Source organism: Streptococcus sp. 27098_8_69 (assembly GCF_041432445.1).
Lineage (GTDB): Bacteria > Bacillota > Bacilli > Lactobacillales > Streptococcaceae > Streptococcus.
The window spans coordinates 86,092-97,664 of record NZ_JAPVZO010000002.1 but is presented as its reverse complement, the minus strand read 5'-3'; the positions used below and the strand labels follow the sequence as shown (position 1 = coordinate 97,664).

Sequence of the window (11,573 nt, the reverse complement as noted above, 5' to 3'; positions counted from 1 at the left end):
AACCACGTCAGCTTTATCTGCAACCTCAAAGCGGTGCTTTGATCAACCTGCGGCTAGCTTCCTAGTTTGCTCTTTGATTTTCATTGAGTATAACATTGCTTATATGATACTAAAAAAGAAGTTGAGTTCAATCTGTCTCAGCTTCTTTTTAGTTACTACAAGATAAGGGTTGGCCCGTAGAGACTCAACTTGGTTTTGACTTGGTCAAAGTGGAAGCGGTCATAGGCTCTCCAAGCGGCACGGGTAGGGGCATCTGGATTGAGAGCACTGAGGCCCATGAGAAGACTGGAAGTTTGGTAAAATTTTTCCAGCTCAATCAAGAATCGATTATCCACTGTCTCAGCTTTAGAGAGAAAGCAGAGGATATTGTCCAGTTGCTCCTGGAAACGGACATCGTCAGTTGTTGCCTGTTTGCAGACTTGGTAGGCTTTGTTTAACTCAGTTATCAGTGTCTGAGCTCTTTTGATTGGGTCTGTTTCTGTCATGAGAATTCCTCCTTTGTGATGGTTTTAAAGTTGTTTTAAGCCTTTGTCTTTCTAATCATAGCCTATCACTTTTTACTCTTTTTTTATCTACAAATCTTTAATTGTCATTGAAATTTCCTGAATGGTAATAGCGGGATTTTATGATAAAATAGTTGTAAGGTTATCATGGTTATTTAGTAAAAAATTCAACACTTTAGGAATTTTTGAGGACCGTTTAGGATTTGGTGAAAATTAGTTGCTAGACTTATGATATCCTCTCTACAGGAGGTTTTATCCATGAACTATATCATCATCCAAAAAGAGAAAGAAATTTTTAAATTAAACATAAAGGATATCTACTATATCCAAACGCATCCAAGTAAAGCCCATACCGTGCAGATTTTTACTAAAGAAGCTAGCTTTGATCTGTTTCAAAATTTAAGCAAGCTTGAGAAACAATATGGGGAAACCTTAACGAGATGTCATCGGAATTGTCTGGTCAACCTTGAACGAGTAAAATCCATGGAACTCCAATCAAAGACTCTTTTTCTTGGAGAAGAAGGTCGATATGCTGTTCAGTATTCCAGACGTCGTTATAGAGAAATTCGCCAAAAATGGTTGAAAGAAGGAGAGTAAGAAGATGAGAATTTTTGTTTTAGAAGATGATTTTTCCCAACAAGCAAGAATTGAAACGACGATTGAAAAACTTTTGAAAAAACAGAGTATCATTCCCAGTTCTTTTGAAGTTTTTGGCAAGCCAAACCAACTGCTGGCAGAGGTGCATGAGAAGGGGGCGCATCAGCTTTTCTTTTTGGACATTGAGATTCGAAACGAAGAGATGAAGGGTCTGGAAGTGGCTAGAAAGATTCGGGATCGGGATCCTTATGCCCTGATTGTCTTTGTGACGACTCACTCAGAGTTTATGCCCCTGTCTTTTCGCTACCAAGTTTCAGCTTTGGACTACATTGATAAGGCCTTGTCGGCAGAGGAGTTTGAATCTCGTATCGAGACAGCCCTCCTCTATGCCAATAGTCAAGATAGTAAAAGTCTGGCGGACGATTGCTTTTACTTTAAATCAAAATTTGCTCAATTCCAGTATCCTTTTAAAGAGGTTTACTATCTCGAAACATCCCCAAGACCCCATCGTGTTATCCTCTATACCAAGACAGACAGGTTGGAATTTACGGCGAGTTTAGAGGAGGTTCTCAAGCAGGAGCCACGTCTCTTGCAGTGCCATCGCTCCTTCCTCATCAATCCAACCAATGTAGTTCGTTTGGATAAGAAAGAAAAACTCCTTTTCTTTCCCAATGGTGGAAGCTGTCTGATCGCGCGTTATAAGGTCAGGGAAGTGTCTGAGGTTATCAATAACTTACACTGAGTGAGGTGATGGAATGGAATTAGTTTGGAAGATAGTATATGCGTTTTTGATACCTGGATTGGAATTGTTTATATTTTTTAAGGTGGATGGAATTGTTCTAACTCTGGAGAGAGTTTTTAAGGCCTTTCTTTTTAAGATACTTTTGGCAGTTGTTTTTGTAATGATTAGCTATATAGTAGGAAATAATTACCTATCTTATTTTGTGGAACCCTTGTACGGCATCGGTTTATCTTTCTTGTTTTTAAGAGGGCTTCCTAAAAAACTCCTTCTCTTTTATGGTCTCTTTCCAATGATATTGGTGAATCTCTTTTATAGAGGAGTCTCCTATTTTGTGCTTCCATTTTTGGAGCAAGGGCAGTTGTATGATGACCACTCTTTTATTTGGTTATTTACAAAAATTTTTATTTGCTTTATTTCTCTAGCTTTTTTGAAATGGTTAGACTATGATTTCACTAGCTTGAGAAGGGAGATTCTAGATAAAGATTTTCAAAAGTCCCTGACTAAGATTAACTGGATAATGGGAGCTTACTATTTGGTGATGCAAAGTCTGTCTTATTTTGAATATGTACAAGGTGTTCAATCAACGACTATTCGCCATCTGATTCTGGTGTTTTACTTGCTCTTTTTTATGGGGGTTGTCAAGAGATTGGACACCTACTTGAAGGAAAAACTTCAGGGAAAACTGAACCAAGAGCAGGACTTGCGCTACAAAGATATGGAGCGGTATAGTCTGCATATAGAGGAGCTTTACAAGGAAGTACGGAGCTTTCGTCATGATTATACCAATCTCTTGACTAGCTTACGTCTGGGCATTGAAGAGGAGAATATGGGACAGGTAAAAGAGGTCTACGACTCGGTCTTAAAGGACTCCGTTCAGAAATTGCGGGACAATAAATATGACCTGGGCAGATTGGTGAATATTCGTGACCGTGCCCTCAAAAGTCTTCTAGCTGGAAAATTTATAAAAGCAAGAGAAAGGGATATTGTCTTTAATGTAGAAGTTCCTGAGGAGATTCAAGTTGAGGGGATGAGCCTGCTTGATTTTTTAACCATCGTATCTATCCTTTGTGACAATGCCATTGAAGCCAGTGCAGAGGCTAGTCATCCTCAAGTTTCAATTGCCTTTTTTAAAAATGGAGCACAGGAGACCTTTATCATTGAAAACTCCATCAAAGAAGAGGGTATCGATATTTCTGAGATTTTCTCCTTTGGAGCAAGTTCTAAAGGGGAGGAGAGAGGAGTTGGTCTCTATACCGTCATGAAAATTGTGGAAAGCCATCCTAATACTAGTCTAAATACCACCTGCAAAAATCAAGTCTTTCGTCAGGTTTTGACAATGTTATCAATTGAATGATAACAAATAATAGAATGACTAAATAATAGAATAAATATAACAAAATTCTATAATATAAGTGTTTTGAAAGATTAATTATGAATTTTTATAATTTTTAAGTTTTTTCTACCATTTGTTAAGTCAATAAGGGAATTATGAAGAAACGAGACTAGACAGTAGCTATCCTGAGGTTACTGTCTTATTTTTTTACAACAAAATAGGCTTCATAATATCTATAGGAGATTTACCCACTACAAATATTATAGAGCCAAGTTTTTTATCCAATACCACCTTGTATGATTACATTTGTTGATGATTTCCATACCTATTGGCTTGGTTTGATGAATCAGATGTTAATATACTTAATATTGAATCGAACCACCATCCTCCGCCTGTAATTTGGTTGAGTTCAGTAGTTGTTAGTTCTTGGAATGAAGTTAGGTTTTGATTCTTATCCATGTTATGATTCTCCTTTTTGATAAGATATTAAATAGTTATAGAGTGTTATCTGAAAATTAATCAGAATGTGTTAGAATTTTATCTTTGAAATAATCAAAATATGTTTTCTTTGCAGTTACACTAGTGACTCGACCTTGTAGGCCATATTGGATGAGTTTACTGTCCTCATTAGATAGTTTTGCAAGAGCGGTTAATTTAAAGAGATTTCCTTGCTCTGTTCTGGTAGGAGTTTGATCAATGCTCTGAAGTTGGCCGATGATGGTAATGCCGTGATTTCCAATCTTCTCAAGCTTTAATCTTACAGTTTGTCCTTTATCTAGTAAGGGGAGATAGTCAGATGATACGTAGTAAGTGATTAGTACTTCTCTTGTATCTGTTATAATAGGGAATATTTGAGCAATTTCTGTACCAGTTGGAATTCTATTTTTACCTTCAAATTCGCTGTTCAGATGAACGATACCTTTACTTGGAGCGGTTAAGGTATTATTTTCCAAGCGCTGTGTCGCTTGATCTAGTTGTACTTTTAATTCTGTTAATTGATTTTCCACGGTTAGTTGTTGCTGAGAAGCTGTTTGTAAAAACTGAGTGCGGAGTACATCAATTTTGGTTTCTAAACTATTGTCATAAGTTGCTACACTTCCAATCCCAGCTTGCTGAATTTTGAGGCTTGCGATAGATGATTCAAGACCTGCAATACTTTGATTAATTTGAGATAAAAATGGCTCATCTGCCGTTCCTTGTGTTTGTCCTTGAGAGGCTACAAGATAACGATTCAAAATTGACTGATGTGGATTGCCAGTTGGTAAGCGAGCCCTTTTATTTACGATAGCATCTCTCAGCTCCTGGTATTCGCCAATTTGTTGTTGAACTTTTGTGATTTCTTGTTCAATAGCTGATGAACTGCTATTGGCAAGATTAGCTTGATTTGAGACTTCGGTGTTAGTCTTTGAGATACCTAGCTCAATATCATGAGCTTGTTTAGTAAAATTCATAAAGGTATTATGGTAGCCAAATTCATCCTCTCCAGAAAAAAGATCAGTCGCTTTTTCTAAGCTTTGTTTCAAAATTCCAAGTCCTTCTTTTTGCTTCTCAAGTCTTTGTAATTGAGTTTCTAAGGCAGTTTTCTGACTTTCTTCCATTGTTTCAGAGTATTTGATGAGTAAGTCCCCTTTTTCAACTACTTGATTTGCCACTAAATGATTAGCAAGGATAGGATTATCACTTGTTGACTGAATAGATGCAATGACACTTGTAGGGGCGATTTCTCCTTGGGAAGTGACAGTAATTTCTTTTGTGGCAACAAGGGAGAAAATCAAGATGAAAGTAAGTAGTAATGAAAGAGGTATAATTAACACTGTCGCATAGTTATGGTAACGTCTCTGATAAAACTCGACGCTTCTAAAAAGATTAGGATTCATGACATTCTCCTTATTTATTGAACAGATGATGGTAGAAACCTTGCGCCTGCATTAACTCTTGGTGGCTACCAACTTCAATGATTTTCCCCTGGTCAAGAACAATGACACGGTTGGTTCGTTCGGCTATACTGAGACGATGGGCTACAAAGAGAATGGTTTTATCAGTGAGGGACATAAGATTATCTATAACTTTTTTCTCAGTCAAGACATCAAGACCGCTAGTAGCTTCATCTAGTATTAAAACAGGAGCTTTAGTTAAAAGAGCACGAGCGAGAGCGATTCGTTGCTTTTGTCCTCCTGATAGACCAGCTCCATCAGAGAGCTGAGTTTGATAGCCCATAGGCATTCTTTCAATGTCTTGACGGATTTCAGCTAATTCACAAGCTCTTAGAATATCTTCTTGGCTAATCATATGATTACCGCCCAAGGTTAAATTTTCCAAGATAGAGCCATTAAAGATATAGGCTTGTTGGGGTAGGTAATTAATATGACGGCGCAAGACTTTCTTATCAATGTTTTTAATATCCTGATGATTGATGGAAATATGTCCTTTGTAGGGTTCAAAGAAATTGACAATCATTTTGGCTAAAGTTGTTTTACCAGAACCACTAACTCCAACTAGGCTAACCTTATCTCCTTGTTTAATCGTGAGATTAATATCTGTTAAGGTATCTCGTCCAAAACCATACTTATAAGAAAGGTCATCAAATTCAATATCGCCCATCAAAAAATGTGAATGAACAGGGTTTTCTTGAACTTGAAATTCAGATTCGACTAGATAGACTTCGTTCAAACGGTTATTAGCGACCTTCGCAGATTGGAGTTTGGTTTGGAGGTTGATAATATTTTCCATAGGAGTTGTAAAGTAAGAAAGAAGTGTGTTAAAGGTAATCAGCTGACCGATAGAAATTTTACTTGACATGACTAATTGAGCGCCAAACCATAGGATAAGGATATTCAGAACTAATTTTGTTCCCTGCTTTAAACTCGTTTGTAAAATAGAATATTTACTGAGCTTAAAGGATTTTTCCAAATAATCTACAAATTCGCTGTCTATATTTTGATAGCGATTTTCTTCACTCGTGAGCGACTTTATAGTTTCAATCCCGTTGATATCTTCAATGATGGCAGAGCTAACCATAGAATTACTTTGCATGACATCATGGTTCATTTTTTCGAAAGGCTTCATAAAAGAAAAGATGATGAACATGTATATAGGAATAGAAATAAGAGAAAGAAGGAAGAGATTAGAGTTTTGTGCCAGTAAGACGCCTCCTACAAGAATCAGAATAGAAACATCCAGAAAAAGAGAAAGAATGGTAGAAGCCAAGGCATCTATAATAGAGTTAGCATCTGTGAACCGTGAAATGATTTCTCCTGTACGACGTGTCGCAAAGAAAGACATAGGAAGTTCAAAAATATGGCGGATATAGGATAAAATCACATCAATGCTTAATCTCTGACTCAGAATAGTTAGGAGATAATCTCGGGAGAAACTCATGACTTGCTGGAGGATATAGGTTATAACCAGACCAACTGAGATGATTCCTAAAGTTGATTTCATCTGATTTGGAATGTATTCATCCAAGATTCCTTGGAGATAATAAGAACCACCGATATTGATAATAGTGACCAATAAGCTTGAGAGAACAATGTAAGCAATGAGAGATTTTTGTTTGAAAATCAGAGGAAGGAAGCTTAGTAGACCATTCTTTTTATCTTTATGGGGTTGATAGCTGGGTTTGGGAGCTATAAAAATAGCTACTCCAGTCCATTCAGAGAAAAAGCGTTCTTTTGACATTTTGGTGATTTTTACAGAAGGGTCAGGATCACCAATAACCAGATAGTCTTTCTTTGTTTGATAGACAACATAGTAATGTTGGAGTTTTCCTTCTTTGTTAACGTGAACGATAAATGGATAGGGGACATCACTCATGTCAAAGAGCGTTTTATCTGCTTGAACAGGTCTTGTTTCAAAGCCCATTTCATCAGCGGCTTTTACAATGCCAAGAGCAGTTGTCCCTTCCTTATTGGTCTTTGCAAGTTCTCTCAAGTGAGCTAGAGAAAAATCTGAACCATAGAATTTAGCAATCGAGGCTAAGGCAGCGACACCGCAGTCTCTAGCATCTATTTGAGGAACAAATGTACGTTTATAAGAAGTCATTGGCAATTCCTTTCATATAGTGGATAGGTATATTATGCCATAAAAATAAGTTCATATTTTATGAAATCTTGAATAGTCATTGAAACTTCCTGAATGGTAAAAAAGTGATTAGAAATTATCTTTAAAAAAATTTAGAGGTGGTTTTAAATAAAAAAGCTAATTTAAGACGTTTCGATGACAATTCAAGATTTGGATGAAAAATTTTAAAAAACAATGATATACTAAACTTGTCAAAGTTGCAACAGAACAAAGATTAAAAATAAAATGGAGGTATTCATCATGGATACAAAAATGATGGATACAAAAATGATGGAACAATTTTCTGTTATGGATAATGAAATGCTTGATAGCGTTGAAGGTGGAGATAAAGTAGGGGCTGGAGAAGTTATTCAAGCATTGGGAGTTTGTACAATAGGAGGTGCAGTTCTGGGGAATGTTATCCCAGTTGTGGGAACTCTTGCTGGAGGGGTGTTAGGAGCACAGTTGTGTACAGCAGTTTGGGGAGCCTTGAGGGCAAGATAAACTTTTAAAGATAGTAGTAAGGAGGAGATTTATATGAGATATAGATTATTTCTTGTTATTTTCTTGACTAGTATTTTGGATATTCTTTTAGGGACATTTTTGCAAATCTCTAATGTATCGATTGGGTGGATTATTCTCTACAGTGGCTTGTTCGAAGTAGGAGTTTTCCTTCTTGCTAATAAAGGGGTAACGGTAAAAATCAAGGAAGTAGAAATTCGAAATCGCTTTAAATTTATTTTTGGAAAAACGTTATGGTTTCAAATCCTTTTGCTTATCTTTGTGATGGTCAAACTGTATCTTGGTTTGGATGCGAAGTTGATTTTATTTTACGGACATATTTTCATTATCTTTAATGCCTTAATCTATCTTTTATCTACTAGCCAAATTAATTTAATAAAGAAAGTGTGAAAAGAATGGAACAATCAGTCAATAATTTCTTCATTTTGTCCGATGAAAAACTAACAACGATAACAGCTGGTGATAAACAACTTGCAGATGCATTTTTAAGTGGAGTAGGTGGTGCAGTTGAGGGGATTTCGCTTTGTATGCAGACAATCCCTTTCCCAACTCCTCAGATTTATTTGATTTGCGCAGCTGGTGGGGCAGCAGCTTCAGTTTTATGGCCACATTAGAGGATTGATTTAGTATAGAGAGTTATTAATCTAGGTATTTCTTTGAGTTTATACTCTCTATACTGTATAGGAATTTATCATGTATAAACACTTATTTTTCCCATATTCAAAAACCTTAGACTGGTTGACACCCTATATTCTAGTCTTGGCTTCTGACACCATTGCCTTCAATGTTTTTGTGCTAACCTTTGTGTCCGTTGTGATCTTCTATTTCTTGAATCCCATGATAGCTTTTATAGCTATATTCTTTGGTGCTGGCTATGTTGTCGGATTTTGGTTATTAAAATGGTTTGTTTTAGAGAGATTGGAGGTAAAGGATGGCTTGTAGGAAGGCTTACTTAGTGTTTAAGTGATTACCTTTATGGCTGTTTTCAATAAAGATTATACCTTGTTTTTTGATTTTTATTATAAAAATGTCAAATGCGTCTCTTTACATTCATTCCTAATTCCTAAAAACTGAATCACTGTTTTCCTCAGGCTTATCTGGGGAAGGCAGTGATTTTTTGAAACAAGGGCATAGATATCTATGCTTTTTTCTTGTCTTATTTAACCATTTAGGAAATCTTAAGCACCATTTAGGATTTGGAGTAAGGATTTAGGAAAATATAGCTTATATTAGAGATGTCTTGAGTTTACCAAGGAGAGTTCAAATGAAAAAGTATCAACTTCTATTCAAAATGAGTGCAGTCTTTTCTTACCTATTTTTCGTATTTGGTCTTTCTCAGCTGACGCTTATTGTCCAAAACTATTGGCGATTTTCTTACCAGATTGGCAATTTCGTCTGGATTCAAAATATCTTGAGTTTGCTATTTAGCGGAGTCATGATTTGGATTCTGGTTAAGACAGGCCATGGTTATCTCTTTCTCATTCCAAGAAAAAAATGGCTTTGGTATTCGATTTTGACAGTATTAGTGGTAGTACTCCAGATCTCTTTTAACGTTCAGACAGCTAAACATGTTCAGTCAATTGCGGAAGGTTGGGTCGTATTGATCGGTTATAGTGAGACCAACTTTGCTGAGCTAGGTATCTATGTAACCTTGTTTTTTCTGACTCCACTGATGGAAGAGTTGATTTATAGGGGTTTACTTCAACACGCCTTCTTTAAGCATTCGAGATTTGGTCTTGATTTGCTTTTTTCGTCCATTTTATTTGCTCTCCCTCATTTTTCAAGCCTGCCTAGTCTGTTAGATATCTTCGTCTTTGCAACATTTGGCATCATCTTTGCTGGTTTTACCCGCTATACAAAGAGCATTTATCTATCCTATGCTGTGCATGTGATTAATAATATTGTAGCGACATTACCATTTTTGCTGACTTTTTTACACAGGGTATTTGGGTAAAAATAATTATCGATTTTAAGAAGTGAATAATGGAATTTAATATTATTCACTTCTTATTATGTGACTTTCAGTCCGTCTCGCTCCGTTAGGTGCGAGACAAATAAACCACCCGCTATGCGGGTGCGCGTCGAAGGTTATACCAAAAAAACTCCAAACGCGATACAATAAAGGTGTTCAAGCCAATTGTAAAGCGAAAGGAGAAAAATATGGCACAAAAGGCACATAGTTTATCACACACAAAGTGGATGTGTAAATATCACATTGGGTTCACCCCTAAGTATAGACGAAAAATCATTTATAATCAATATCGAAGTAGTTTGGGAGAAATATTCCACAGATTATGTAGTTATAAAGGTGTTGAGATTATCGAAGGACACTTAATGCCTGATCATGTACATATGTTAGTAAGTATTCCACCAAGGATAAGTGTTTCAAGTTTCATGGGTTATTTAAAAGGTAAAAGTGCACTCATGATGTTTGACAAACACGCCAACCTCAAGTATAAGTTTGGGAATCGGCATTTCTGGGCGGAAGGTTATTATGTGAGTACAGTAGGGCTTAATGAAGCCACAATTAAGAAATATATTCAAGATTAAAGAAATTATCCAGTGGATGATTTCTTCACGAGTATGAAAATTTGAGAACGAGTAAAACATGATATAGCACTAGATAAATTGAGTGTAAAAGAATATGAGGATCCCTTTAGGGATAGTGGTAAGTAATACTAAAGCCTCTTTAAGAGGCAAGTGACGAGTCAAGAGCAATAAGGCTTGAACAACGTGAAAGCCAGCGTCTTTAGGCGCTGGCTGGTAATTTGGGCTTATAGCCCTGGGACAAACCACCCGTTTGACGGGTGGTCATGATTAGTTGATTGGGAAGATGGTGCTCTTTGAGTAATTCAAGACGTTTCGATGACAATTCAAGATTTGGATGAAAAAATTTAATAAACAGTGATATACTAAACTTGTCAAAGTTGCAACAGGACAAAAATTAAAAATAAACAAGGAGTATTTACCATGAATACAAAAACGATGGAACAATTTGAGATTATGGATACTGAGATGCTTGCGAGTAAAGTAGGAGGAAAAACAATATATTACGGTAATGGTTTATATTGTGATAACTCTAAAGGTTGCTGGGTAAACTGGCCTGAAGCTATAAATAAAATTCTTACTAATTCTATTGTTAATGGATTTTCAGGTGGGAATGCAGGTTGGAATTCGGGTGGACCTCTATAATGAGAGGGTTAAAGTGGTTTTCTGGTGGGATTGAAAGACGCCGTGAAGCTATCATCATATTAGAAGAACTTATTCAAAATATAAAATGTGATTCTCAACTCCTCCCTTTGAAAGATATATTGATTTCTTACGAATGTGAATTAAAGAAAGGAAGTATATCGATTCCTTATACCCTTAGTCGAATGAACATTGAAATTTCAAATGTATTAATTGAAAATGCGCTACATTTATCTGAAATTCAGTCTAATCAGATAAAAAAATTAAGAGAATTATCTAATATTAGATATGGATACTAGGATATAGTATAGGTGATATGTTAATTATAGTTTATGTATTTCTAATATTTTTATTGTAACTCTGAATTTGAGTGAGAAAATTAAAACAGTGTTGTACTAAATTTATCATGGTTGCAACAGGAAAAAAATTAAAAATAAACAAGGAGTATTTATCATGAATACAAAAATGATGGAACAATTTGAGATTATGGATACTGAATAACTCGAATTTGTAAGATTATGATTCTTAAATATAGTATTATTATCGCTATTAATTTACTGTCTTATTTGCTTACTTACAAAATATCAAAGCTATCTAAGAATGATGAGAATAAGATAGTTAGCAAAAT

The 11,573-nt window shown here is 35.9% G+C and carries 14 protein-coding genes and 1 pseudogene; 11 read left to right on the top strand and 4 right to left on the bottom strand.

Features of this window, described 5'->3' with window-relative positions; genetic code table 11:
* Window positions 1-155: 155 nt before the first annotated feature.
* On the bottom strand, window positions 156-485 hold the full coding sequence (locus O3658_RS01885) for a hypothetical protein (protein ID WP_049549671.1): 330 nt from the start codon (window positions 483-485) through the stop codon (window positions 156-158).
* A 276-nt stretch (window positions 486-761) separates the two neighbouring features.
* Here O3658_RS01885 and O3658_RS01880 point away from each other — a divergent pair, with 276 nt between their 5' ends.
* The 3 genes from O3658_RS01880 to O3658_RS01870 are packed head-to-tail and all read left to right on the top strand — an operon-like array spanning window position 762 to window position 3,196.
* Window positions 762-1,100, top strand: coding sequence for a LytTR family DNA-binding domain-containing protein (locus O3658_RS01880; protein WP_248034717.1), 339 nt, complete (start codon window positions 762-764; stop codon window positions 1,098-1,100).
* 4 nt (window positions 1,101-1,104) lie between these two features.
* Entirely contained in the window at window positions 1,105-1,842 is a 738-nt protein-coding gene (locus tag O3658_RS01875; RefSeq protein WP_248034716.1) for a LytTR family DNA-binding domain-containing protein, read from the top strand.
* Window positions 1,843-1,855: 13 nt separating this feature from the next.
* Window positions 1,856-3,196 (top strand): sensor histidine kinase, encoded by a 1,341-nt coding sequence (locus O3658_RS01870; RefSeq protein ID WP_371559078.1) that lies wholly within the window; start codon window positions 1,856-1,858, stop codon window positions 3,194-3,196.
* 279 nt (window positions 3,197-3,475) lie between these two features.
* Here O3658_RS01870 and blpC read toward each other — a convergent pair whose 3' ends face one another.
* The 3 genes from blpC to blpA are packed head-to-tail and all read right to left on the bottom strand — an operon-like array spanning window position 3,476 to window position 7,216.
* Complete coding sequence (gene blpC / locus O3658_RS01865) at window positions 3,476-3,634, bottom strand: quorum-sensing system pheromone BlpC (protein WP_248034714.1); 159 nt, start codon at window positions 3,632-3,634, stop codon at window positions 3,476-3,478.
* A 56-nt stretch (window positions 3,635-3,690) separates the two neighbouring features.
* Window positions 3,691-5,052, bottom strand: coding sequence for a bacteriocin secretion accessory protein (locus O3658_RS01860; RefSeq protein WP_371559077.1), 1,362 nt, complete (start codon window positions 5,050-5,052; stop codon window positions 3,691-3,693).
* A 10-nt stretch (window positions 5,053-5,062) separates the two neighbouring features.
* Entirely contained in the window at window positions 5,063-7,216 is a 2,154-nt protein-coding gene (blpA, locus tag O3658_RS01855) for a peptide cleavage/export ABC transporter BlpA (protein WP_084890717.1), read from the bottom strand.
* Window positions 7,217-7,510: 294 nt separating this feature from the next.
* Between blpA and O3658_RS01850 the strand changes: the two genes are divergently transcribed.
* The 8 genes and pseudogenes from O3658_RS01850 (at window position 7,511) to O3658_RS01815 (ending at window position 11,244) form a co-directional block, all read left to right on the top strand.
* Window positions 7,511-7,738 carry a Blp family class II bacteriocin gene (locus O3658_RS01850; RefSeq protein ID WP_371559081.1) on the top strand — a complete coding sequence of 76 codons (228 nt, stop codon included), beginning with the start codon at window positions 7,511-7,513 and terminating at the stop codon, window positions 7,736-7,738.
* 33 nt (window positions 7,739-7,771) lie between these two features.
* Window positions 7,772-8,146, top strand: a complete 375-nt coding sequence (locus tag O3658_RS01845; protein WP_371559076.1) for an immunity protein — start codon at window positions 7,772-7,774, stop codon at window positions 8,144-8,146.
* Between the two features lie 5 nt (window positions 8,147-8,151).
* Window positions 8,152-8,370: a hypothetical protein gene (locus tag O3658_RS01840; RefSeq protein WP_000438252.1), complete on the top strand. Its 219-nt coding sequence runs from the start codon at window positions 8,152-8,154 to the stop codon at window positions 8,368-8,370.
* Between the two features lie 79 nt (window positions 8,371-8,449).
* Window positions 8,450-8,698: an immunity protein BlpZ gene (gene blpZ / locus O3658_RS01835; RefSeq protein ID WP_247946670.1), complete on the top strand. Its 249-nt coding sequence runs from the start codon at window positions 8,450-8,452 to the stop codon at window positions 8,696-8,698.
* 322 nt (window positions 8,699-9,020) lie between these two features.
* A complete protein-coding gene (locus O3658_RS01830) occupies window positions 9,021-9,710 on the top strand; it encodes a lysostaphin resistance A-like protein (RefSeq protein ID WP_371559075.1) in 690 nt (229 codons plus the stop codon).
* A gap of 206 nt (window positions 9,711-9,916) precedes the next feature.
* A pseudogene (gene tnpA, locus O3658_RS01825) lies at window positions 9,917-10,303 on the top strand (IS200/IS605 family transposase); the annotation flags it as partial.
* 423 nt (window positions 10,304-10,726) lie between these two features.
* Window positions 10,727-10,948, top strand: a complete 222-nt coding sequence (locus O3658_RS01820) for a leucocin A/sakacin P family class II bacteriocin (protein ID WP_248034707.1) — start codon at window positions 10,727-10,729, stop codon at window positions 10,946-10,948.
* Window positions 10,948-11,244: a bacteriocin immunity protein gene (locus O3658_RS01815; protein WP_248034706.1), complete on the top strand. Its 297-nt coding sequence runs from the start codon at window positions 10,948-10,950 to the stop codon at window positions 11,242-11,244. Before O3658_RS01820 ends, O3658_RS01815 begins: the two co-directional genes overlap by 1 nt.
* Window positions 11,245-11,573 lie beyond the last annotated feature (329 nt).

What these genes read in the sequence shown, in the direction of transcription:
- O3658_RS01860 (WP_371559077.1), bottom strand. Translation starts at nt 5,052, where the DNA reads ATGAATCCTAATCTTTTTAGAAGCGTCGAGTTTTATCAGAGACGTTAC.
- O3658_RS01830 (WP_371559075.1), top strand. Translation starts at nt 9,021, where the DNA reads ATGAAAAAGTATCAACTTCTATTCAAAATGAGTGCAGTCTTTTCTTAC.
- blpZ (WP_247946670.1), top strand. Translation starts at nt 8,450, where the DNA reads ATGTATAAACACTTATTTTTCCCATATTCAAAAACCTTAGACTGGTTG.
- blpC (WP_248034714.1), bottom strand. Translation starts at nt 3,634, where the DNA reads ATGGATAAGAATCAAAACCTAACTTCATTCCAAGAACTAACAACTACT.
- O3658_RS01880 (WP_248034717.1), top strand. Translation starts at nt 762, where the DNA reads ATGAACTATATCATCATCCAAAAAGAGAAAGAAATTTTTAAATTAAAC.
- O3658_RS01815 (WP_248034706.1), top strand. Translation starts at nt 10,948, where the DNA reads ATGAGAGGGTTAAAGTGGTTTTCTGGTGGGATTGAAAGACGCCGTGAA.
- O3658_RS01840 (WP_000438252.1), top strand. Translation starts at nt 8,152, where the DNA reads ATGGAACAATCAGTCAATAATTTCTTCATTTTGTCCGATGAAAAACTA.
- blpA (WP_084890717.1), bottom strand. Translation starts at nt 7,216, where the DNA reads ATGACTTCTTATAAACGTACATTTGTTCCTCAAATAGATGCTAGAGAC.
- O3658_RS01875 (WP_248034716.1), top strand. Translation starts at nt 1,105, where the DNA reads ATGAGAATTTTTGTTTTAGAAGATGATTTTTCCCAACAAGCAAGAATT.
- O3658_RS01820 (WP_248034707.1), top strand. Translation starts at nt 10,727, where the DNA reads ATGAATACAAAAACGATGGAACAATTTGAGATTATGGATACTGAGATG.
- O3658_RS01850 (WP_371559081.1), top strand. Translation starts at nt 7,511, where the DNA reads ATGGATACAAAAATGATGGAACAATTTTCTGTTATGGATAATGAAATG.
- O3658_RS01845 (WP_371559076.1), top strand. Translation starts at nt 7,772, where the DNA reads ATGAGATATAGATTATTTCTTGTTATTTTCTTGACTAGTATTTTGGAT.
- O3658_RS01870 (WP_371559078.1), top strand. Translation starts at nt 1,856, where the DNA reads ATGGAATTAGTTTGGAAGATAGTATATGCGTTTTTGATACCTGGATTG.
- O3658_RS01885 (WP_049549671.1), bottom strand. Translation starts at nt 485, where the DNA reads ATGACAGAAACAGACCCAATCAAAAGAGCTCAGACACTGATAACTGAG.